Origin of the sequence: Paenibacillus ottowii (assembly GCF_050516475.1) — a bacterium.
GTDB classification, from domain to species: Bacteria; Bacillota; Bacilli; order Paenibacillales; family Paenibacillaceae; genus Paenibacillus; species Paenibacillus ottowii.
The window spans coordinates 798,474-819,816 of record NZ_CP191577.1 but is presented as its reverse complement, the minus strand read 5'-3'; the positions used below and the strand labels follow the sequence as shown (position 1 = coordinate 819,816).

At 45.8% G+C, this 21,343-nt stretch carries 23 protein-coding genes and 1 rRNA gene; all 24 read left to right on the top strand.

The window, feature by feature from the left end:
* Positions 1 to 235: 235 nt before the first annotated feature.
* Positions 236 to 352 (top strand): 5S ribosomal RNA (rrf, locus tag ACQQ6X_RS03810).
* A gap of 132 nt (positions 353 to 484) precedes the next feature.
* A complete protein-coding gene (locus tag ACQQ6X_RS03805; protein ID WP_305168144.1) occupies positions 485 to 1,672 on the top strand; it encodes a GNAT family N-acetyltransferase in 1,188 nt (395 codons plus the stop codon).
* A 542-nt stretch (positions 1,673 to 2,214) separates the two neighbouring features.
* Positions 2,215 to 2,679 carry a CtsR family transcriptional regulator gene (locus tag ACQQ6X_RS03800; protein ID WP_305168143.1) on the top strand — a complete coding sequence of 155 codons (465 nt, stop codon included), beginning with the start codon at positions 2,215 to 2,217 and terminating at the stop codon, positions 2,677 to 2,679.
* Between the two features lie 86 nt (positions 2,680 to 2,765).
* Positions 2,766 to 3,290, top strand: coding sequence for a UvrB/UvrC motif-containing protein (locus tag ACQQ6X_RS03795; RefSeq protein WP_063211200.1), 525 nt, complete (start codon positions 2,766 to 2,768; stop codon positions 3,288 to 3,290).
* Positions 3,291 to 3,319: 29 nt separating this feature from the next.
* Positions 3,320 to 4,384 carry a protein arginine kinase gene (locus ACQQ6X_RS03790; protein ID WP_013373293.1) on the top strand — a complete coding sequence of 355 codons (1,065 nt, stop codon included), beginning with the start codon at positions 3,320 to 3,322 and terminating at the stop codon, positions 4,382 to 4,384.
* A 44-nt stretch (positions 4,385 to 4,428) separates the two neighbouring features.
* Complete coding sequence (gene clpC / locus ACQQ6X_RS03785) at positions 4,429 to 6,873, top strand: ATP-dependent protease ATP-binding subunit ClpC (RefSeq protein WP_063211196.1); 2,445 nt, start codon at positions 4,429 to 4,431, stop codon at positions 6,871 to 6,873.
* Positions 6,874 to 6,951: 78 nt separating this feature from the next.
* A complete protein-coding gene (locus ACQQ6X_RS03780) occupies positions 6,952 to 7,128 on the top strand; it encodes a hypothetical protein (RefSeq protein WP_156497321.1) in 177 nt (58 codons plus the stop codon).
* Positions 7,116 to 8,489, top strand: coding sequence for a DNA repair protein RadA (gene radA, locus ACQQ6X_RS03775; protein ID WP_305168142.1), 1,374 nt, complete (start codon positions 7,116 to 7,118; stop codon positions 8,487 to 8,489). The genes ACQQ6X_RS03780 and radA overlap by 13 nt, the downstream gene beginning before the upstream one ends.
* A 12-nt stretch (positions 8,490 to 8,501) precedes the next feature.
* The gene (gene disA, locus ACQQ6X_RS03770; RefSeq protein ID WP_013373290.1) at positions 8,502 to 9,578 is read left to right on the top strand and encodes a DNA integrity scanning diadenylate cyclase DisA; all 1,077 of its coding nucleotides are present in this window, start codon (positions 8,502 to 8,504) and stop codon (positions 9,576 to 9,578) included.
* Positions 9,579 to 9,632: 54 nt separating this feature from the next.
* On the top strand, positions 9,633 to 10,379 hold the full coding sequence (gene pssA / locus ACQQ6X_RS03765) for a CDP-diacylglycerol--serine O-phosphatidyltransferase (protein ID WP_305168141.1): 747 nt from the start codon (positions 9,633 to 9,635) through the stop codon (positions 10,377 to 10,379).
* 187 nt (positions 10,380 to 10,566) lie between these two features.
* Positions 10,567 to 11,652 carry a PIN/TRAM domain-containing protein gene (locus ACQQ6X_RS03760; protein ID WP_305168140.1) on the top strand — a complete coding sequence of 362 codons (1,086 nt, stop codon included), beginning with the start codon at positions 10,567 to 10,569 and terminating at the stop codon, positions 11,650 to 11,652.
* A gap of 69 nt (positions 11,653 to 11,721) precedes the next feature.
* Positions 11,722 to 12,420: a 2-C-methyl-D-erythritol 4-phosphate cytidylyltransferase gene (gene ispD, locus ACQQ6X_RS03755; protein WP_305168139.1), complete on the top strand. Its 699-nt coding sequence runs from the start codon at positions 11,722 to 11,724 to the stop codon at positions 12,418 to 12,420.
* Complete coding sequence (ispF, locus tag ACQQ6X_RS03750; RefSeq protein WP_063211188.1) at positions 12,417 to 12,893, top strand: 2-C-methyl-D-erythritol 2,4-cyclodiphosphate synthase; 477 nt, start codon at positions 12,417 to 12,419, stop codon at positions 12,891 to 12,893. Before ispD ends, ispF begins: the two co-directional genes overlap by 4 nt.
* A gap of 39 nt (positions 12,894 to 12,932) precedes the next feature.
* A complete protein-coding gene (gltX, locus tag ACQQ6X_RS03745) occupies positions 12,933 to 14,393 on the top strand; it encodes a glutamate--tRNA ligase (protein WP_305168138.1) in 1,461 nt (486 codons plus the stop codon).
* A 479-nt stretch (positions 14,394 to 14,872) separates the two neighbouring features.
* Entirely contained in the window at positions 14,873 to 15,553 is a 681-nt protein-coding gene (gene cysE / locus ACQQ6X_RS03740; RefSeq protein ID WP_063211185.1) for a serine O-acetyltransferase, read from the top strand.
* Positions 15,554 to 15,576: 23 nt separating this feature from the next.
* Positions 15,577 to 16,980, top strand: coding sequence for a cysteine--tRNA ligase (gene cysS, locus ACQQ6X_RS03735; RefSeq protein ID WP_305168137.1), 1,404 nt, complete (start codon positions 15,577 to 15,579; stop codon positions 16,978 to 16,980).
* A complete protein-coding gene (locus tag ACQQ6X_RS03730) occupies positions 16,977 to 17,435 on the top strand; it encodes a Mini-ribonuclease 3 (RefSeq protein WP_064795936.1) in 459 nt (152 codons plus the stop codon). The genes cysS and ACQQ6X_RS03730 overlap by 4 nt, the downstream gene beginning before the upstream one ends.
* A gap of 56 nt (positions 17,436 to 17,491) precedes the next feature.
* Positions 17,492 to 18,238, top strand: coding sequence for a 23S rRNA (guanosine(2251)-2'-O)-methyltransferase RlmB (gene rlmB, locus ACQQ6X_RS03725; protein ID WP_305168136.1), 747 nt, complete (start codon positions 17,492 to 17,494; stop codon positions 18,236 to 18,238).
* 4 nt (positions 18,239 to 18,242) lie between these two features.
* Complete coding sequence (locus ACQQ6X_RS03720) at positions 18,243 to 18,764, top strand: NYN domain-containing protein (protein WP_305168135.1); 522 nt, start codon at positions 18,243 to 18,245, stop codon at positions 18,762 to 18,764.
* Positions 18,765 to 18,926: 162 nt separating this feature from the next.
* Positions 18,927 to 19,571, top strand: coding sequence for an RNA polymerase sporulation sigma factor SigH (sigH, locus tag ACQQ6X_RS03715; RefSeq protein ID WP_016324748.1), 645 nt, complete (start codon positions 18,927 to 18,929; stop codon positions 19,569 to 19,571).
* Positions 19,572 to 19,902: 331 nt separating this feature from the next.
* On the top strand, positions 19,903 to 20,052 hold the full coding sequence (gene rpmG, locus ACQQ6X_RS03710) for a 50S ribosomal protein L33 (RefSeq protein ID WP_013373278.1): 150 nt from the start codon (positions 19,903 to 19,905) through the stop codon (positions 20,050 to 20,052).
* A gap of 20 nt (positions 20,053 to 20,072) precedes the next feature.
* Positions 20,073 to 20,264, top strand: coding sequence for a preprotein translocase subunit SecE (gene secE / locus ACQQ6X_RS03705; RefSeq protein ID WP_063211175.1), 192 nt, complete (start codon positions 20,073 to 20,075; stop codon positions 20,262 to 20,264).
* Positions 20,265 to 20,286: 22 nt separating this feature from the next.
* On the top strand, positions 20,287 to 20,820 hold the full coding sequence (gene nusG / locus ACQQ6X_RS03700) for a transcription termination/antitermination protein NusG (protein WP_007432596.1): 534 nt from the start codon (positions 20,287 to 20,289) through the stop codon (positions 20,818 to 20,820).
* A 73-nt stretch (positions 20,821 to 20,893) separates the two neighbouring features.
* Positions 20,894 to 21,319, top strand: coding sequence for a 50S ribosomal protein L11 (gene rplK / locus ACQQ6X_RS03695; RefSeq protein WP_014278323.1), 426 nt, complete (start codon positions 20,894 to 20,896; stop codon positions 21,317 to 21,319).
* Positions 21,320 to 21,343 lie beyond the last annotated feature (24 nt).

Below are 21,343 nucleotides of genomic sequence, written 5' to 3'. Positions count from 1 at the left end.
AAGACGACGAGGTAGATAGGTTGGGGGTGGAAGTGCAGTAATGCATGGAGCTGACCAATACTAATCGGTCGAGGGCTTATCCTAAAGATAAGACGCAATGAAGTTTCGGATCCAGTTTTCAGGGTGTGACCTTGAAGGTATGTAGAAGTACATACGACAAGCGTAAGGCTATTCATTCACACGATCTGTGATGAACCGAATAACCCTACGGAAGAATTTACACCGTAAATTCCTGTTTGGTGGCGATAGCGGAGGGGTTCCACACGTACCCATCCCGAACACGACCGTTAAGCCCTCCAGCGCCGATGGTACTTGGACCGCAGGGTCCTGGGAGAGTAGGACGTTGCCAAGCAAATGTAAAAAGGATGATAACCTCACTGAGGTTATCATCCTTTTTTAAGGTTGACAGAGAGAAAAGGCTTTGCGACACTCTAAGTGCGTAATTTTTTAAAAGGTCCAAGTATACGAGTGAGGTGGCGAAGTTATGGAGATTAGACAATTACAACGTGACGAATTTGAAGCAGCTATAGAATTATCTCAGTACGCTTTTCAGTTTATAATGTCCCCGGAGGATCTGGAGAAAGCCAAGAAGAAATTCAAACCAGAGCAAACATGGGGGATCTTCGATGGACATAACTTGAATGCTAAACTGACTTTGCTGCCACTACAGGTATACATACATGGTCAGGTTTTTGATATGGGGGGCATTGCCGGTGTGGCAACGTGGCCGGAAAAGCGTCGCGAGGGTATGGTTTCACGTTTGTTGACGCATGCGCTTGAAGAGATGAGGTCTGCGGGACAAAGCCTTTCATTTTTGCATCCATTCTCCTTTGCCTTCTATCGTAAATTTGGATGGGAAACGTATACTGAATACAAAAAATACGTCATTCCAATTGATAAATTTCCTGCTAAATTTAAAACAGAAGGTACAGTTAAACGGGATGTCAAAAATATTTCAGAACTGGACCAAGTGTATCAATCATATGCTTCGCGTTACAATGGTACGCTGGTGCGAGATAAGGCATGGTGGCAGAAACGGATTCTAAATGAAAACTATCGGACCGCCGTATATTACACGGATGCAGGCAATCCTCAGGGATACGCATTGTACAAAATAGAGGATAAACAGTTAAATTGTGATGAGCTGGTATATGAAAATGAGACGGCACGTCGGGCTTTGTGGACTTATTTTGCAAATCATGACTCGATGATAACCCAAGGTAAATTTATTTACGTTCCAGCAGATGATAATCTGCCTTATTTGCTCGATGATCCGCGGATTCAACAGGAAACAGTACCTTATTTTATGGGACGTATTGTGGATGCAGTTGCTTTTGTACAGAGATACCCTTTTGAGCAGAGTGGAGAGGAAACAAGCCTCACCTTACAACTGACAGATCAGTATGCTCCTTGGAATGAAGGAGTATGGAGATTAACGATTACTGCGGAAGGGCATGGACATCTGGACAGAGTGGATACAAGTAATTTATCTGACAATGCCACAGAAGCTGACTTGGAGATGGGGATTCAGTCATTGACGACTTTATTGCTAGGCTATCAGCAGGCTAACGATCTGTATAAGTGGGGGCGTATTAAAGGAAACAGTAAGTCTGTGGCTGCACTTAAACGTGTAATACCGATAAAACAAACGTTCTTATTGGATTTTTTCTGATAAAAGGTCCAAATTAGTTCTTCTTAATCTCCTCTTCCTTTTTAGACAAATCGTATGTGGTTGAGCATAGCTATGCAAAGCTCTTTCCGTAACGGGGAGAGTTTTTTTGTGATTTGGTATAAAACATAATTAGATTGCGAAAAATGGTATTGACCCCTTGGCAAAAATGAAATTTGTGCTATAATACGAATATAGTCAAAGAAAGTCAAAGTCAATTAGAATTGGTGTGAATCTACAGAAGTATTATGTTGTTGGATTGGCCGTTTAAAACAATTGACAGCAAAGAAGTATGAAATGCCGACATGATTTGCGTATAGTTAGGAGATGCTTCTTATGGACAGAAGAGAAGTGTATGTTTTATCGCAAATAAAGGTCACACTAGAGACGAAACGGTACATTTCTAATGGTTGTAGAACAGGTGATTACCTGAGTACTGCTTAGATTCGTGACTTTACCGTTTGGTTAAGTTCAATATACGGCGGACTCTGTGGAGCGTGAAATGTACTTGAATACTTGCGTTTCCGTTAGTGGAGGATGATGAAATGCGCAATGTTTCCGACATTATTGAACAATATTTGAAGAGCATGCTGCTGGAAAGTCCCCAAGGTTTAGTGGAGATTCAGCGCAATGACCTGGCTGATCGCTTTTCCTGCGTGCCGTCGCAAATTAATTATGTAATTAGTACCCGGTTTACGTTGGAAAAAGGTTATGTGGTGGAAAGTAAACGCGGTGGTGGAGGCTATATTCGAATTCAGCGAATTCAATTACCTGCACAACATGCGATCCATACACACCTTAATCAGAGCATCGGGGAGGAAATTAGCCAGTCGGCAGCAGAAGGACTGATTTATCAGTTAGAGGAAGCACATTTTTTAAGCAAAAGGGAAGCTGGTCTCATAAAGGCTGCTTTATCAAGGGATACATTATTGCTGAAGCTCCCCTATCGTGACCAACTGCGAGCAAGATTGCTTAAGGCTATGCTGATCTCGTTGCTGGCAGCCAAATAGCTAGTATCCGTTAACCAGTGAATAGAGATTGGCAATTCAGATGTAGGGATTTGTAAAAAAATCCAGACGTTGAAGGAGGTGCTTTTATGCTGTGCCAAGAATGTAATATGCGGCCGGCAACTTTGCATTTCACCAAAATTGTGAATGGCGAAAAGACAGAGTTTCATATTTGTGAGACATGTGCGAAGGAAAAAGGGGAGATGATCCCTGGAACACCTAATGGCTTTTCGATTCATAGCTTGTTGTCGGGGATGTTGGATTTTGACTCCAGTACAAAAAGTCAGTCCTCAGGTCACAGTGTTCCACAAAATCTGCAATGCAAGGATTGCGGTATGACTTATACGCAGTTTAGTAAGCTAGGACGTTTTGGATGTCCATCATGCTATCAATATTTTGATAGTCGTTTGGATCCTCTGTTCAAGCGTGTGCATGGCAGTACAAGTCATGTGGGTAAAGTTCCAGTCCGTACTGGAGGCCGACTAAAGGTTAAACGGCAAATTGATGAATTGAAGAGAGAGATGCAACAACACATTGTACAGGAAGAATTCGAATCAGCTGCCGAGCTTAGGGATCAAATCAGAAAGCTTGAAAAAGAAATGACTGAAGAGTAAAGTTTGTGAAGAGTAGGAGGGAATGCGTGATGCCCAATATCCGATTTACGGAAAAGCCGCTAAGTGATTGGATGCGTGGTGATGCTGCGGATTCGGAGATTGTCATTAGCAGTCGGGTAAGAATTGCGCGTAACTTGCAGCATCTGCCTTTTCCCATGCTTGCTACCAATCAGCAGTCGGAAGAAGTGCTTCAACGCTTAACGGATATCCTTCAGTATGATGATTTGCGTCGTTTTGGTACTTTTCATACCTTGAAAATATCCGAGTTGGATGAGATCGACAAGCAGGTACTGGTTGAGAAGCACTTGATTAGTCCTAATTTGGCGAACGAATCTCGCAACGGTGCTGTGTTGATAAGTGATGATGAATCAGTTAGTGTTATGATAAATGAAGAAGATCATCTGCGTATTCAGTGTTTATATCCGGGATGTCAGGTGAGAGAAGCCTGGGAACGCGCTATGGTCATTGATGATGCATTTGAAGCACATGTTGATTATGCATTTGATGATCGGAGAGGTTTTCTGACCAGTTGTCCGACGAATGTCGGCACAGGTATGAGAGCATCGGTGATGATGCATTTGCCCGCATTGGTCATGACTCATCAAATCAATCGTATACTGTCCGCTGTTTCACAGGTAGGTCTTACGGTTCGCGGCATTTATGGTGAAGGTAGCGAAGCGGTCGGGAATTTGTTTCAGGTATCTAATCAGATTACACTGGGACAAACCGAAGCGGAGATTATCGAGAATCTGCATGGCGTAGTGCTGCAAATTATAGAGCACGAACGCTCTGCCAGAGAACGATTGATGAATGAATCCATGCTACGAATTACAGATCGGGTGATGCGTTCATTCGGTATTTTATCATATGCAGCAGTTTTGGATTCCAAGGAGGCTGCACAGCGGCTGTCCGATGTACGTCTCGGTGTGGATTTAGGAATTTTGGAGCGTCCTTCCATTGCAGCGATGAATGAGCTTAATGTGATGACGCAACCCGGCTTTTTGCAAAAAAGCTTTGGCGATAAAATGAACACCGGTGAGCGCGATATGTACCGGGCGAAGCTGATCCGGCAAAAATTAGGCACAACCCTTTAATATATAGAATGATCTGAAATACACATTGTGGAGGTGCAGGATATATGATGTTTGGAAGATTTACGGAACGTGCACAGAAAGTGCTTGCTTTGGCCCAAGAAGAAGCTGTTCGATTGGGACACAACAACATTGGCACAGAGCACATTTTGCTAGGACTCATTCGTGAAGGTGAAGGAATAGCAGCGAAAGCCTTAATCGGTTTAGGGCTGGGACTGGAAAAAATCCAGGATGAAGTGGAAACACTAATTGGACGCGGTCAAGAGCAACCGACGAACATTGCCTATACTCCACGTGCTAAGAAAGTCATTGAGCTGTCTATGGATGAAGCACGTAAATTGGGTCATACCTATGTAGGTACCGAGCATATTTTGCTAGGTCTTATTCGTGAAGGTGAAGGCGTGGCCGCACGTGTGCTGAACAACCTGGGTATCAGTTTGAACAAAGCGCGTCAGCAAGTGCTTCAATTGCTCGGCAGCAGCGAGGCAGTTTCTAGCCATCACGGTGCTCCAGCTAATGTCAGCACGCCAACCTTGGACAGTCTGGCACGCGATCTGACGGCTTCTGCGAAGGAAAATAACCTGGACCCAGTTATTGGGCGTAGCAAGGAAATTGAGCGCGTTATTCAAGTGCTCAGCCGCCGTACAAAGAACAATCCTGTCTTGATCGGTGAACCTGGGGTAGGTAAAACAGCGATTGCCGAAGGATTGGCACAAAAAATCATAGCAAATGAGATTCCCGAAACGTTGCGCGACAAACGTGTAATGACACTCGATATGGGTTCTGTGGTAGCAGGCACGAAGTATCGTGGTGAATTTGAGGATCGTTTGAAGAAGATTATGGACGAGATTCGTCAAGCCGGAAATATTGTATTGTTCATTGACGAGCTGCATACGCTGATTGGTGCAGGTGGAGCGGAAGGCGCAATTGACGCATCCAACATCCTGAAACCTGCTCTGGCACGTGGCGAGCTGCAATGTATCGGTGCCACCACGCTGGATGAATATCGCAAATATATTGAGAAAGATGCTGCTCTGGAACGTCGTTTTCAACCTATTACAGTGGATCAACCTTCTCCAGAAGAAGCGATTCAAATCCTGTATGGTCTGCGCGACCGTTATGAAGCGCATCACCGTGTGAAAATCACTGATGAGGCTATTGAAGCTGCAGTAAGATTGTCGGATCGTTATATTACGGATCGCTTCCTACCGGATAAGGCTATCGACCTTATTGATGAAGCAGGCTCCAAAGTAAGACTGAACTCCTATACAGTACCGCCAAACCTAAAACAACTGGAAAACCGTCTGGAAGATATCCGCAAGGAAAAAGATTCAGCGGTACAAAGTCAGGAGTTTGAAAAAGCGGCTGCACTACGCGATACGGAGCAAAAAATTCGTGAAGAGCTGGATGTCACGAAAAATCAATGGAAAGAACAACAGGGGCGTACAGATTCCGAAGTTACACCAGAGGATATTGCTCAGGTTGTCGCCATCTGGACTGGTGTCCCAGTCAGCAAGTTGAAAGAGGAAGAAACACATCGTTTGCTGAATATGGAGCAACTGTTGCATGAACGTGTGATTGGGCAGGAAGAAGCTGTTAAGGCAGTAAGCCGGGCAATTCGCCGGGCACGTGCTGGTCTGAAAGATCCGAAGCGTCCAATCGGCTCCTTTATTTTCCTCGGTCCAACTGGGGTTGGTAAAACCGAATTGGCGCGGGCATTGGCTGAATCCATGTTCGGAGATGAAAATGCGGTTATCCGTATTGATATGTCCGAATATATGGAGAAGCACTCCACATCCCGTCTGGTAGGTGCGCCTCCAGGATATGTCGGATATGAAGAGGGCGGCCAACTGACTGAGAAGGTTCGTCGTAAGCCATACTCTGTTGTGTTGCTTGATGAAATCGAAAAAGCACACCCAGAAGTATTTAATATTTTGCTGCAAGTGCTGGAAGATGGACGTCTGACGGATTCCAAAGGCCGTGTTGTTGATTTCCGCAACACCCTGATTATTCTGACTTCCAATGTGGGGGCACAGGCGATCAAACGCAACTCTACGCTCGGCTTTACAGCCGTTGTAGATGCGGGAGCGGAATACGATAACATGAAGGGCAAAGTGATGGATGAGCTGAAGAAAAGCTTCCGTCCTGAGTTCTTGAACCGGATAGACGAGATTATCGTTTTCCATTCTCTCGAAGAGAAACATATTGCCGAAATTGTTTCACTCATGTCCGAAGAGCTGCGTAAGCGTCTGAATGAATATGAGGTGGACTTCGAGTTGACAGACAAGGCTAAGAAATTCCTTGCCAAGGAAGGCTTTGATCCTGCGTATGGTGCGCGTCCATTGCGTCGTGCAATCCAGAAGCATATTGAAGATCGCCTATCTGAGGAACTGTTGACTGGAAACATTGCTAAAGGCGACTCTCTTTTCATTGATGAAGAGAACGGTGCATTGACCGTAACGAAAAAGGACAATGTATCCACAAAGTCCTAAAGCAGTTTAGTAAATAAAACATTAGAAAAAGGTGTCTCGCAGGCTGGAAAGCTACTGCGAAGGCACCTTTTTTGTGTCATGAACACCTTGAAAGGGCAGGCTAAAAGCTTTGGGAAAGTTTGTGATATTGCTTTACGTCCGCCAAGCTTCAATGGTAAACTTTTATTGTTACAGCTCTTTCAGATGCTGTGTGAAGATAAATTTGACATCATCGTCGTCAATAAGGAGCCAGGGAACAAAGTATGGCTAAAATAAAAACTAAATTTTCCTGTACGGAATGTGGCTATGAATCGCCCAAATGGTACGGAAAATGTCCTGGATGCCAGGCATGGAATTCCATGGTCGAAGAAACGGAAAGCGTTGTAAAAACACAAGGAATGGGATCTTCCCTTCTTTCTCATAGCACAAAAGACAAACCGCTTCCTATTATTGAAGTGGAGAGTGGCAAAGAAACACGAATTTTGACGGGAATTGGTGAATTGAATCGTGTGCTCGGCGGGGGTGTAGTGCCGGGTTCTCTTGTTCTGGTGGGTGGTGACCCGGGCATCGGTAAGTCTACGCTTATGTTGCAAACCTCTAACGAGCTGGCATTAACTGGATTGAAGGTGCTGTACGTGTCTGGTGAGGAATCAGTTCGCCAAACGAAGCTGCGTGCAGATCGACTCGGTGCCTTGTCTCCCAGCTTATACGTATTATGTGAGACGAATCTGGAGACGATTGAAGAAGCAGTGGACAGCTTGAAGCCAGAGTTTTTGGTCATCGACTCGATACAGACTGTATATTTGCCAGAGGTGACAAGTGCGCCTGGTAGTGTAGCTCAGGTACGCGAGTGTACTTCACGATTTATGCGAATCGCGAAGGGATTAGGCATTGCGACAGTTCTGGTAGGACATGTGACCAAGGAAGGCGCTATTGCGGGTCCGCGTTTGTTAGAGCATATGGTCGATTGTGTACTTTATTTTGAAGGAGAGCGTCATCATACGTATCGGCTATTGCGTGCGGTTAAGAATCGTTTCGGTTCTACGAATGAAATCGGCATCTTTGAAATGGCCGAAAGCGGATTGCGTGAGGTAGCGAATCCTTCTGAACTTTTCCTGTCCGAACGACCACTGGGGGTGGCTGGTTCCACGGTTGTTGCCAGTATGGAGGGAACGCGACCTGTGTTGGTTGAACTGCAAGCACTCATTGCGGCTACGCATTTTCCATCTCCACGCCGAATGGGTACGGGAATTGACCATCATCGAATGGGATTAATCATTGCCGTCCTAGAAAAACGGATGGGCATGTTTTTGCAAAACCAGGACGCTTATCTTAATGTTGCCGGAGGCGTAAAGCTGGATGAACCGGCGGTCGATTTAGCTATAGCGGTGAGTATTGCTTCCAGCTTTAGGGATGCTCCTACCAAGCCATACGATGTGATTTTTGGTGAAGTGGGACTGACAGGCGAGGTGCGCGCTGTATCCCGAGCAGAACAGCGAGTGCGAGAAGCGGAGAAATTAGGTTTCAAACGGGTGATCATGCCTGAGAAAAGCTTGAAGGGCTGGACACATCCGAAAGGGATACAAATTATAGGAGTTGGAACGGTGGCAGATGCACTGGCAGCCGCACTAGATTAGGGGGCATTGAGAATGAAGGAAGCGAGCCAACTGGATAAAATGAACGATTTGCTGCGGCTTGTGGCACCGGGAACTCCCTTTCGCGACGGATTAGAAAACGTTTTGCGTGCTAAAACGGGTGCTCTTCTGGTCGTTGGCTATAGCCCGGAAGTAATGGAAGTCGTGGATGGCGGTTTCTCGATTAATTGTGACTTTTCGCCGAACTATTTGTATGAGCTGGCTAAAATGGACGGCGCAATCATATTGAGCGAGGATTTAAAACGAATTTTATATGCCAATACGCAATTGATTCCTGACTCCTCCATTTCGTCTATAGAAACAGGGATTAGGCACCGGACGGCGGAACGAGTTGCGAAGCAGACTGGCAAACTGGTGGTGTCTATTTCCCAGCGTCGTAATATTATTACGTTGTATCAGGGGACTTTACGGTATGCGCTCAAGGAAATCGGGGTTATTTTAACGAAGGCTAATCAGGCTATTCAGACGTTAGAAAAATATAGATCGGTATTGGGGCAGGCTTCAACCAATTTAACTGCATCTGAATTCGAAGAACTGGTTACCATGCCTGAGGTCGTTAATGTTATTCAACGAATTGAAATGGTGCTCCGCATCAAAATGGAGATCAAGCGATTTATCAACGAGCTCGGAAATGAGGGTAGGCTGATTAGCATGCAGATGGAGGAGCTTGTCAGCAATATCGAGGAAGAGGCTTGGTTATTGTATAAGGATTATGCTAAAGATGACAGCGACGAGAAGATTCGTGAAATTATATTGGGACTCAAACGTTCCACGGACGACGAATTACTGGATGTGAATCATATTGTACGTTTATTAGGCTACCCTTCTTCAGCGGCGACATCAGAAGAATATATCGCTGCACGCGGCTATCGGGTGCTGAACAAAATACCTCGATTGCCAAATGTAATTATTCATAATCTGGTGGAACGATTTGGACGTTTTCCACATGTGATGACTGCCACGATTGAAGAACTGGATGAAGTGGATGGTATAGGCGAGGTTCGGGCGCGTACGATTAAGGAAGGGCTTAAACGTTTGCAGGAACAAGTTTTCATTGACAGACAAATGTAAATGTAATACAGTGAAAGGATTATAATGGAACAATTCATACATTGAGGTGAAGAGATGATTACCAAATCAATTCCGAACATGTGTACCTTGGGTAACTTGTTTCTCGGAATGATCGCCATTTTATTGGCCGTAGACGGAAAATACAGTCTTGCCGCTATTATGGTTATTGTCGCCATGTTGTTGGACGGACTGGATGGAAGGATGGCCCGGGCCTTGAATGCCCAAAGCGAATTCGGTAAAGAACTGGACTCCTTATCAGATATGATATCTTTTGGTGTTGCTCCTGCAGTTATTATGTACCTGGTTGCTTTTCATGATGCGAATTCGGCTCTGGCTTGGACGGTTACAGCCATTTTTCCAATGTGTGGAGCATTGAGATTGGCTCGCTTTAACGTACGTCCAGGTGTACCAGGTTATTTTACGGGTTTGCCCATTCCGGCAGCAGGTGGCGTATTAGCCACTTTGTCCTTATTCCATGACCAGATTTCTTTGTTATACATGTCGATTGCCATGTTGCTAGTCTCATATTTGATGGTTAGCTCCATGAGATATCCGAATTTCAAAAAGGTTGGTCTTCCGAAAAAAGCGATCTGGGTTGCTCCATGGGTCGTAATCGCAGCGGTGATTCTGGCCGTTAAATTTCCTGATCAGCTGTCAAAGCTGATTTTTATACCATTGGTGCTGTATGCATTGTACGGTATGAAGCTGAATATTCGGAAGCTATCGCGTAGACGTGGACGTGAGCGGGATCGTTCTACTCAGGAAGAACAGGACGACCAATATCGTCATTCGCAACGCTAGTATCAGAAGAACTAGAATAAGCATTTATTTCCTTGATTCGTTCAGGGAGATAAATGCTTTTTTTATGCATAAAAAGTGAAAACACAGGGTTAGTTATTCAGAAAATGGATCATACTGGTAAGGGAAGTGCTATGTATCCAATCAATAGCAGACGATGAAAAGAAAATAAAGGAGGTATAGAGACTCGATGTGGAGAAAGGCTATTTTAACTTTTACAGGATTGTGCGGCGCGTGGTTTGGCTATACGTTATACCAGCGGATAGGGGGCTTCGTGTCATGGATGCCACAATGGTTGAGTGATGGATCTTTACCAGGAATGGCTGTTTGGATGATTGTGGGGGCGGTGTTATTTATGGCTGGCTGCTCATTCGCAGGGGCATCTGTGGCGAATCGATTGCAGCAGGGTATTGAAAGTTTGGTACGAATTCCGATGAATGAGATGATGGCAGGTGTGATCGGGTTAGCGGTGGGGTTGATCCTTTCCTTAGCCGTTTACCCGCTCTTTTCAGGGCTGGGGGCACCTGGTCTGCTTATTCAGACCGCGGTTACCTTGGTATGCGGATATGTGGGATTGATGGTCGGACTAGAAAAAAGGGACGAGCTGTCATCCTTTTGGAGTTCAGGATTTTTTGGTCGGGGAACAAATGTAGAAGAACGCAAGCTGGAGGAACATAAAATTTTAGACACCAGTGTTATTATAGATGGACGTATTGCTGATATTTGCAAGACAGGTTTTATTGAAGGAACCATTGTGATTCCTGAATTTGTGTTGGAAGAGCTTCAGCATATCGCCGATTCATCAGATTTGCTTAAACGTAATCGTGGACGGCGGGGTCTGGATATTTTGAATAAGATCCAAAAAGAGCTAGACGTGAATGTACTCATCTATGAAGGGGATTTCGAAGAGATTTCAGAAGTCGACAGTAAACTGGTTAAGCTTGCAAAGGTGTTGCAGGGTAAGGTTGTAACCAATGATTTTAACCTGAATAAAGTATGCGAGCTTCAAGGTGTGTCTGTGCTGAACATTAATGATTTGGCGAATGCGGTAAAGCCTGTCGTATTGCCTGGTGAGGAGATTATGGTACAGATTATCAAAGACGGCAAGGAGCATGGGCAGGGTGTGGCTTATCTGGATGATGGTACGATGATTGTCGTAGAGGGTGGACGTGACTATATTGGTTCTCTCATGGAAGTGCTGGTTACAAGCGTACTTCAGACCTCTGCTGGCCGTATGATCTTTGCTAAACCGAAATTATTGGAAAAAGCTCAATAAACGAGGTATGATGAAGTAGATGTGTTATCATACGGATCGTCCAAGGCGATCAGGGCAGGAGTTATTTGAATGAACAATCAGGTAGGAGTCGTGATTGTGGCGGCCGGGCGCGGCTCCCGTATGGGGACGCAGGAGAGCAAGCAATTTCTGCTTTTGCGAAACAAGCCCATCTTCATACATACACTTGAAATATTCGCAGCAATGCCGGAAGTGGATGAAATGGTGATGGTTACTGGCGCTGAAGATGTGGAACGCTGCAGAGACTGGATTCATCAATACAAGATCAGCAAAAATGTACGGGTGGTGGCTGGTGGCAGTGAACGCCAGCATTCGGTTTATCGCGGTTTGCGCCACTTGCAAACAGATTGGGTGATGGTGCATGATGGTGTGCGCCCATTGATTCAACCTGAGCTTGTACGTTCATGCCTGGAGGCTGCTCAGCGTACTGGTGCTTCTGTTGCGGCAGTACCTGTAAAGGATACGATCAAGCAAGTGAACGGGGATGGTATCATTACAGCAACGCCGGATCGCCGAAGTCTGTGGAGTATTCAAACGCCACAGACTTTTCGTCTTTCCGATCTGCTGCGGGCCTATGAGGAAGCGGAGCAGGCCGGATTTTTGGGGACTGATGATTCTATGCTGGTGGAGCGGATAGGCATCCCGGTTACTGTCGTTCAGGGCAGCTACAAGAACATCAAAATTACTACGCCTGAGGATTTGGATATGGCGGCGTTATGGGTAAAGACAGAGGGAGAGGATATCAAATGATCAGAGTGGGGCAAGGATTTGACGTCCACCAGCTGGTGGAAGGAAGGCCATGCATCATCGGAGGCGTACATATTCCGTATGAAAAAGGTTTGCTGGGCCATTCCGATGCAGACGTGCTGCTGCATGCCATTAGCGATGCCATCCTGGGCGCGCTTGGCTTGGGAGACATTGGAAAGCATTTTCCGGATAACGATCCTGAATTTAAGGACGCGGATAGCCTGAAGCTACTGGAGCATGTGTGGGGGCTGGCTAAAGAGCGGGGATACCGCTTGGGCAATATCGATTCTACGATCATTGCGCAGAAGCCCAAGATGATTTCATACATCCCGCAGATGAATGAAATTATCGCCCGAGTGCTGGAAGCAGAGGAGTCGTCCCAGGTAAATGTCAAGGCGACGACAACGGAGCAGCTCGGATTTACCGGGCGGGGCGAGGGAATCGCAGCTCAATCGGTTGTCTGTCTAATTAAGTAAATGCTATCATCTTGAGTAATTCTATTTGGAGGAGATTATATGAGCACGGAAGTTCGTGTACGCTATGCACCAAGTCCTACAGGTCATCTGCATATTGGCAATGCCAGAACAGCATTATTTAATTATTTGTTTGCCCGCAATCAAGGCGGAAAATTTATTATTCGCATCGAAGACACAGATGTGAAGCGCAATATTGAGGGCGGAGAAGAAAGCCAGCTTAAATATTTGAAATGGTTGGGCATGGACTGGGATGAAAGTATAGACGTGGGCGGCGAGTTTGGACCTTATCGCCAGACTGAACGCTTGGACATCTACAAAACATACTGGCAGGATTTGCTGGATCGTGGTCTGGCATACCGCTGTTACTGCACGGAAGAAGAGCTGGAGCGCGAGCGTGAAGAACAGATGGCGCGTGGGGAGACTCCACGTTATTCAGGCAAACATCGTGATTTAACAGAAGAACAGTGCCAAGCTTTTGAAGCAGAGGGCCGTGTACCAAGTATTCGTTTTCGGGTACCCGAAGATCGTGAATATACGTTTGATGATATGGTTAAAGGTCAAATTACGTTCAATTCCAAGGAAAGCGGCGATTTTGTTATCGTCAAAAAAGACGGTATTCCGACATATAACTTCGCGGTAGCGGTTGACGACTATTTGATGAAAATATCGCATGTACTACGAGGCGAAGATCATGTATCCAATACACCGCGACAGTTAATGATCTTTGAAGCACTCGGCTGGGAGCCGCCACGCTTTGGTCATATGACGCTGATCGTAGGCGAGGATCATAAAAAGCTCAGTAAACGTAACGAATCCATTATTCAGTTCATGGAGCAATACGATAAGCTGGGCTATCTGCCGGAAGCCATTTTTAACTTTATTGCACTGTTGGGCTGGTCCCCGGAAGGCGAAGAAGAGATTTACGATCGGGAACAACTGATTTCGATTTTCGATCCTAATCGTTTGTCCAAAAGCCCAGCTGTATTTGATACGAACAAGCTTGCTTATTTGAATAATCATTATATTAAAAAGGCTGATCCTGAGCGGATTGCCAGTATGGCAATTCCACATTTGCAGGCAGCAGGGCTGTTGCCGAATGAACTATCGGCAGAACAACAGGATTGGGCTAAAGCTCTTGTCCGCTTATACCAGGAACAAATGACTTCAGCGTCTGATATTGTAGCGTTGTCTGAGTTGTTTTTCCGTTCACATCTGGAGTTGGATGCGGATGCGGCGGCTGTTCTGGCCGAAGAGCAGGTTCCTGATGTACTTAGAGCCTTTGCAGCTAAGGTTGAAACGAGCGAGGAATTTACAGCTCCACAAATGGCCAAGCTGATCAAGGAAGTGCAAAAGGAAACTGGATTTAAGGGGAAACAGCTGTTCATGCCGATCCGTGTGGCCCTTACAGGTCAAACGCATGGACGGGACCTGAACGAAACCATCTACTTACTTGGTCGTGACAAGGTGTTGGACCGTCTTAAAGCACAAATTAAAGGCTGATATTTCTTGTCAATTTGTTGTCTTTTCGCTATAATGACTCCATTGATATGGATTGATACTTACGTGTAAAGGCTGCGAACAGGAGAAGTACGCTGCATAAAGGGCATCTGCCAGAGAGGACGGCCGAGGGGAAACCCGGGCTGGAAGCCGTCTAGATGACCTGCGGAGGAAATGCGCCTGGGAGCCGTGCGCCCAAACCCTCGTTAGTCTACAATGCTAATGTGGCAAGGGCATGCCGATTCGTTCCCGTTACAGGACGCCAAAGACGGACTTCTCTGTTTTTTATGCAGCAGATATGTTCGAAGCAGAGTGGGACCACGTTTATGCGTCTCTGCAGCTTAGGCTGCGGAGGCGCTTTTTCATTTTTATCAGATTCAGACGCTGTAGATTGAAAAATGTCGAAGCGTGCTGGTGACTACGAAAATTGGCGAAATGTGAAGTGTGATGCGGCAAGGATATGGAGGGAATAGGAGGGCGACATGTTCAGACATTTCAAATCCGATATTCAAACTGTTTTGGATAATGATCCGGCCGCCCGGAGTAAGCTGGAAGTCATTTTTACGTATTCTGGCGTTCATGCCCTTTGGGCACACCGAATCGCACACTGGTTTTATTTGCGAAAGTGGTGCACTCTAGCCCGAGTTATATCCCAGGTGTCGAGGTTTATGACAGGAATTGAGATTCATCCTGGCGCTCGTATTGGAAATCGGCTGTTCATTGACCATGGTATGGGTGTTGTCATTGGTGAAACCTGTGAAATTGGTGACGATGTTGTGTTGTATCAGGGAGTTACTCTCGGAGGAACTGGAAAAGAGAAAGGGAAGCGCCACCCTACCATTGGGAATAATGTTGTTATAGGCTCCGGCGCAAAAATATTGGGTTCATTCACGATTGGAGCGCAATCCAATATCGGCTCTAACTCGGTTGTGCTAAAAGAAGTTCCGCCAAACAGTACGGTGGTGGGCATCCCGGGGCGAGTGGTCAGACAGGATGGTAGACGTCCAGATCGACTTAGTCACCAGTTGCCTGATCCGGTCGTCGATTCTATACGGGCTCTTCAATTGGAAATAGAACGATTACGAGCAGAATTGTCTGATTTGAAGGATGAGCAATCTGCTCAGAAACATCAGATAACCCAAAAGAATAAATTACAAGGATAATTTTCATAAGGGAGGAACATACGATGTCGCTTCAAATTTATAATACAATGACGAGGAGCCGAGAGCTTTTTGTGCCACTGGAGCCTGGAAAGGTTAAAATGTATGTATGTGGACCTACAGTGTATGATTACATTCATATTGGTAATGCACGTCCTGTAATTGTGTTTGATGTGGTACGCAGCTACCTAGAGTATTTGGGCTATGATGTAAACTATGTGGTGAATTTTACGGACGTCGATGATAAACTGATCCGCAAGGCTCGGGAACTTGATATGGAGGTTCCGGCAGTTGCTGAGAAATTTATTGCTGCCTATCATGAGGATCTGGCCGGATTGAATGTTCCTGCTGCCAGTATAAATCCCCGTGTAACGGAGAGTATGGAGCTGATTATTGATTTTATCAAGGATCTGGTAGCCAAGGGCTATGCCTATGAAAATGATGGCGATGTCTTCTACCGTACTAAAAAGTTCAAAGACTACGGACAGCTGTCAGGTCAAAATTTGGAGGAACTCCAGTTTGGGATTCGCATTAATGTGGATGAACGAAAGGAGAATGCCGAGGATTTTGTACTCTGGAAAGCGGCCAAACCGGGAGAGATTTACTGGTCAAGTCCTTGGGGGGATGGGCGCCCAGGCTGGCATATCGAATGCTCTGCTATGGCTCGCCACTATTTGGGGGATACACTGGATATTCATGGAGGCGGACAGGATCTGCAATTTCCGCATCATGAATGCGAATGCGCACAATCCGAAGTAGTTACGGGGAAACCATTATCACGTTACTGGATGCATAACGGATATATTCGCATAGATAATGAAAAAATGTCGAAATCACTCGGTAACGGTATTCTGGTTAAAGATCTGCGTGCTCGTCACAAGCCTGAGGCTTTACGTTATTTTATGCTGTCGACACATTACCGCAATCCTTTAAACTACAACCAAGAGACGATGAGTCAGGCGGAGAATAGTGTCGAACGGATTGCTAATGCAGTCGCCAACGTAAAGCATCGTTTAGCCACTGCTTTAGAAGGTAATGGAGAAGTATCGGCTGAGCTGCAAAAGAAGCTTGACGGGATATTGCGGAAATTCGAGGGAAAAATGAATGATGATTTCAATACACCTGATGCGATTACTGCGGTATTCGAGTGGGTCAGCGAAGCCAATCTTTTGTTGCAACGTGATGTTGTCAATCAGGCGGAACTACAGGCTGTATTGCAAACCTTCCACTCGATGAATAGTGTACTTCGCATTTATTCAGAACCGAGTGAAGAACTGCTGGATGACGAAATAGAGCAGTTAATTGCAGAACGTGTCGAAGCTCGTAAAACCAAAAACTGGGGTAGAGCTGACGAAATTCGCGATCTATTGGCTGCTAAGGGCATTGTGCTTGAAGACACGGCGCAGGGGATGCGGTGGCGGCGGAAATGAGTGATAATCCATTGAACTCAGGAGCTGTGGAAGGCGCGGGAAACTGGTTTCCGTATCCTGCGTCCAAGCCGGCTCGCTTGATGCCCCCCATTGCGTTAGCTTACATTGGTGATGCGGTGTATGAGGTGGCTGTCCGGCAATATCTGTTGGCACAGCCCAACCTGCGTCCCAATCATTTACATCGACGAGCTACAAAGCTTGTCTCCGCCAAGGCACAGAGCCGTATGTTAGGGTTATTAGAAACAGTGCTGACGGATGAAGAGCGTGATATTGTCCGACAAGGGAGAAATGCCAAATCAGGGAGCCTGCCCAAAAATGCTGATGTGCTTGAGTATCGGCATGCCACGGCGCTGGAAGGGTTGATTGGTTATCTTTATTGTGATGGACATTTGGACAGATTGAGAGAGTTGGTTACTTACGGAATTGCACAAATGGAAAATACCGAAAAATCATAAATTGGGAACGGATTGGATAGGTTGAGTATCGACCGTTTCCCGGGAGGAAGCTAGAGATGGAAGATGAATGGATTGCCGGTAAGCACTCGGTAACAGAGGCCCTGCGTTCGGGCAGGACGATAAATAAAATATGGATTGCTGAAAATGCACAAAAGCATTTGACACTGCCGATTACGGCTGAGGCAAAAAAATCAGGAATCATTGTTTTGCAGGTGGACAAGCGCAAGCTCGATCAAATGGTTCCAGGCATTCAGCATCAGGGAGTGGTTGCGCAAGCTGCACCTTTTGCCTACGCTGAAGTGGAGGACTTGCTTGCTAGTGCTCGTGCTAAGGGAGAAGAGCCGTTTTTGATTTTGCTGGATGAGATTGAGGACCCTCATAACTTGGGCTCTATTCTTCGTACAGCAGATTGCACCGGAGCACATGGTATTATAGTACCGAAAAGGCGTTCAGCCGCTGTGACTGCAACGGTGTCCAAAACATCGGCAGGTGCTGTAGAGTATGTCCCGGTGGCGCGGGTGAGCAATCTGGGACAAACCATTGACCGTCTTAAAGAAGAAGGTGTATGGGTAGTTGGCACGGATGTTACGGCGACTGATCCTGTCTTTGGGAATGGAGTATTCACGGGTCCCGTAGCGATTGTCATTGGTAACGAAAATAAAGGGATGGGCCGTTTGATCCGTGAGAAATGTGATGTACTCGTCAAGCTGCCAATGGCGGGACAAATTAATTCCCTCAATGCTTCTGTAGCTGCAGGTGTCGTTATGTACGAAGTCTTGCGCGGACGACAGGCACGGGGCTGACGATATGGCTGACATGCGGGATGTTCTGCTTGTGGACGGTTACAACATGATTGGAGCCTGGCCCGAACTTTCCGCACTGGTACAATCTGGTATGCAGGAAGCGAGGGACAGACTGCTTGAACGACTGGCGGATCATCAGGCGTATTCCGGCAGAAGAGTCATCGTCGTATTTGATGCTTACAGGGTGCCAGGATTAGGTAAGACCTTTGCCCAGAGCAAAGTCCAGATTTATTTTACGAGAGAAAAAGAGACAGCTGACGAGTGCATCGAGCGATTGGTTCGTGAGCTAAGCAGCAAGAGAAGAAGTATTTACGTAGCAACAAGTGATCAGGTAGAGCAGCATGTCGCCTTTGGACAGGGAGCACTCAGGGTATCGGCACGAGAATTGCTGATCGAGATTGAGGAATCTGAAAGGGAAGTTCAGAAGCGGATTGAACAGGATAATGCCAAATTGTCCCGCAACTCGCTGGATGCCAAGCTGAGTCCAGAGCTTCGCAAGCTGTTTGAACGATGGAGAAGAGAGTGACCCAGTAATTGGTATACTCTCCATTTTGAAACCATTGACAATTTTGTTAGCGCTCTTCTTTTTTAGGTTGTTGTGGTTGACGGTATCAGGTTACATCGCGTATACTTGTCGTATATTTGAGAGAGTAACGGGTACCTTGCGTTGCAGCCGGAGGGATTGTTAGTGAGTGTGGACCTCAAGGATATCATGTTGTCAAAGTTTGATTACAAAAATGATGAAGACATTGTCGGAGCAGTCCATGAAGGTGATGGGGAAGCGCTGGAGTTTCTGATTAACAAATACCGGAACTTTGTGCGGGCCAAGGCCAGATCCTACTTCCTGATTGGTGCTGATCGCGAGGATATTATTCAGGAGGGCATGATTGGTCTCTACAAATCTATTCGCGATTTTAAGGGAGACAAGCTTGCTTCGTTTAAGGCTTTCGCCGAATTGTGTATCACACGACAGATTATTACGGCAATTAAAACGGCTACACGACAAAAGCACATTCCTCTGAACTCTTACGTATCTCTGGACAAGCCCATCTATGATGAAGAGTCAGACCGGACGTTGCTCGATGTGATTTGCGGAACACAAGTAAGTGATCCTGAAGAGCTGATTATCAATCAGGAAGAGTTTGTGGGTCTTGAGGACAAAATGTCCGAGATTCTGAGCGAGCTAGAACGCAAGGTACTTATGTTGTATCTAGACGGACGTTCGTATCAGGAGATTGCTGAAGACCTGGACCGCCATGTGAAATCCATTGATAACGCGCTGCAACGGGTCAAGCGTAAACTTGAAAAGTATCTGGAAGTAAGGGATAGCTGAAAGTAGAGGCTGACAAAGAAAAGGCTCGAGTTTGAGTCTTTTTTTATTCGTTTGGGGTAAGCTGTACAGGTTTATAAGTGTTGTAAATGATTTATACTAAAAAAGATGAATAATAGATATCGCTTTGTTTTTGAGGCAGTATTTCAGAGAACAGCTTCAAAGGATGGACAGATGTTAAAATGACTACAACCGGGACTGCGAAATGTATGCAAACATTCGTTGACATGGAAAACCTCGTGTGATAAAGTGTTTTAGGTAGGCCTAAATTCGCGGTTTTTTTAGGATCAATTATGAGACTTCCGGTGTTGGATGTCTTCGGGAGGTGCACATCATGCGGGTAATTATTACTTTGGCTTGTACGAATTGCAAACAAAGAAATTACACAACGACGAAAAACAAGCGTAATCACCCCGACCGCATGGAGATGAAGAAATTCTGTAAGTCCTGTAACGAACAGACTTCTCATCGGGAAACCAGATAGTTTTTGGAGGTGTAGTCGGCGTGAAACGCAGTTTCAAGTCTCTGTTTTCCTTTTTCTCTGAAAGCTGGGCTGAACTCAAGAAAGTTCGCTGGCCCAATCGTAAAGAACTGACCAACTATACGCTGATTGTCGTAGGGACGATTGCGTTCGTCACGATTTATTTTTGGGTTCTCGATATCGGCATTTCCGCTGTGATCGAAGCGATTATCTAGGAAGGGTTCCAGGTGGCTTGATATGGAAAAAAGATGGTACGTCGTTCATACCTATTCAGGGTATGAGAACAAAGTCAAAGCCAATTTGGAAAAACGCGTTGAGTCCATGGGCATGGAAGACAAGATATTCCGTGTTCTTGTTCCTATGGAAGAAGAACTGGTAACCAAGGACGGTAAGAAAAAAACCGTTATGCGTAAAGTCTACCCTGGTTATGTCTTGGTCGAAATGGTCCAAACCGATGATTCTTGGTATGTTGTACGCAACACACCAGGTGTTACGGGATTTGTAGGGTCGACAGGCTCGGGTTCCAAGCCGACGCCATTGCTTCCAGAAGAAGTTGAACAAATTCTGAAGCATATGGGCATGGTAGAGCCGAAACCGAAGATTGAATTCGATGTTAAGGAATCCGTGCGAATTAAAGTTGGTCCTTTTGCGAATTTTGTGGGCTCCGTGGAAGAAATTTTGGTTGAGAAGAGCAAGCTTAAGGTTCACGTCAACATGTTTGGACGGGAAACCCCGCTTGAGTTGGATTATACTCAAGTGGAGAAAATATAGATTTTTCTTACAGGTTTCTTGTGGGAGGATCAATAGGTCCGTCTACCACTATTGAGTCAAGGAGGTGTCATCCATGGCAAAAAAGGTAATTAAAATGGTAAAACTGCAGATTCCTGCAGGGAAAGCTAATCCAGCGCCTCCAGTAGGTCCAGCTTTGGGTCAAGCAGGTGTCAACATTATGGCATTCTGTAAAGAGTTCAACGCTCGTACTGCTGATCAAGCAGGCCTGATTATCCCGGTTGAAATTTCGGTATTTGAGGATCGTTCTTTTACGTTCATCACCAAAACTCCACCGGCTGCTGTTCTGTTGAAAGTTGCTGCTAAAATCGAAAAAGGTTCCGGTGAACCGAATAAAACGAAAGTTGCAACTGTAAATCGCGCTACTGTTCGTCAAATTGCAGAGCAAAAAATGCCTGACCTTAACGCAGCTTCCGTAGAATCGGCAATGCGTATGGTTGAAGGTACTGCTCGCAGCATGGGTATCACCATCGTAGATTAATTTTATTAATCTACGTGTGCCGGC

Bases quoted from the DNA above. Each gene is read 5' to 3' on its own strand.
- ACQQ6X_RS03780 (WP_156497321.1), top strand. From the start codon at position 6,952: ATGAACACCTTGAAAGGGCAGGCTAAAAGCTTTGGGAAAGTTTGTGAT.
- disA (WP_013373290.1), top strand. From the start codon at position 8,502: ATGAAGGAAGCGAGCCAACTGGATAAAATGAACGATTTGCTGCGGCTT.
- ACQQ6X_RS03760 (WP_305168140.1), top strand. From the start codon at position 10,567: ATGTGGAGAAAGGCTATTTTAACTTTTACAGGATTGTGCGGCGCGTGG.
- clpC (WP_063211196.1), top strand. From the start codon at position 4,429: ATGATGTTTGGAAGATTTACGGAACGTGCACAGAAAGTGCTTGCTTTG.
- gltX (WP_305168138.1), top strand. From the start codon at position 12,933: ATGAGCACGGAAGTTCGTGTACGCTATGCACCAAGTCCTACAGGTCAT.
- ispF (WP_063211188.1), top strand. From the start codon at position 12,417: ATGATCAGAGTGGGGCAAGGATTTGACGTCCACCAGCTGGTGGAAGGA.
- ispD (WP_305168139.1), top strand. From the start codon at position 11,722: ATGAACAATCAGGTAGGAGTCGTGATTGTGGCGGCCGGGCGCGGCTCC.
- rlmB (WP_305168136.1), top strand. From the start codon at position 17,492: ATGGAAGATGAATGGATTGCCGGTAAGCACTCGGTAACAGAGGCCCTG.
- ACQQ6X_RS03805 (WP_305168144.1), top strand. From the start codon at position 485: ATGGAGATTAGACAATTACAACGTGACGAATTTGAAGCAGCTATAGAA.
- radA (WP_305168142.1), top strand. From the start codon at position 7,116: ATGGCTAAAATAAAAACTAAATTTTCCTGTACGGAATGTGGCTATGAA.
- ACQQ6X_RS03795 (WP_063211200.1), top strand. From the start codon at position 2,766: ATGCTGTGCCAAGAATGTAATATGCGGCCGGCAACTTTGCATTTCACC.
- ACQQ6X_RS03790 (WP_013373293.1), top strand. From the start codon at position 3,320: ATGCCCAATATCCGATTTACGGAAAAGCCGCTAAGTGATTGGATGCGT.
- ACQQ6X_RS03800 (WP_305168143.1), top strand. From the start codon at position 2,215: ATGCGCAATGTTTCCGACATTATTGAACAATATTTGAAGAGCATGCTG.
- cysE (WP_063211185.1), top strand. From the start codon at position 14,873: ATGTTCAGACATTTCAAATCCGATATTCAAACTGTTTTGGATAATGAT.
- ACQQ6X_RS03720 (WP_305168135.1), top strand. From the start codon at position 18,243: ATGGCTGACATGCGGGATGTTCTGCTTGTGGACGGTTACAACATGATT.
- ACQQ6X_RS03730 (WP_064795936.1), top strand. From the start codon at position 16,977: ATGAGTGATAATCCATTGAACTCAGGAGCTGTGGAAGGCGCGGGAAAC.
- rplK (WP_014278323.1), top strand. From the start codon at position 20,894: ATGGCAAAAAAGGTAATTAAAATGGTAAAACTGCAGATTCCTGCAGGG.
- pssA (WP_305168141.1), top strand. From the start codon at position 9,633: ATGATTACCAAATCAATTCCGAACATGTGTACCTTGGGTAACTTGTTT.
- cysS (WP_305168137.1), top strand. From the start codon at position 15,577: ATGTCGCTTCAAATTTATAATACAATGACGAGGAGCCGAGAGCTTTTT.
- nusG (WP_007432596.1), top strand. From the start codon at position 20,287: ATGGAAAAAAGATGGTACGTCGTTCATACCTATTCAGGGTATGAGAAC.
- rpmG (WP_013373278.1), top strand. From the start codon at position 19,903: ATGCGGGTAATTATTACTTTGGCTTGTACGAATTGCAAACAAAGAAAT.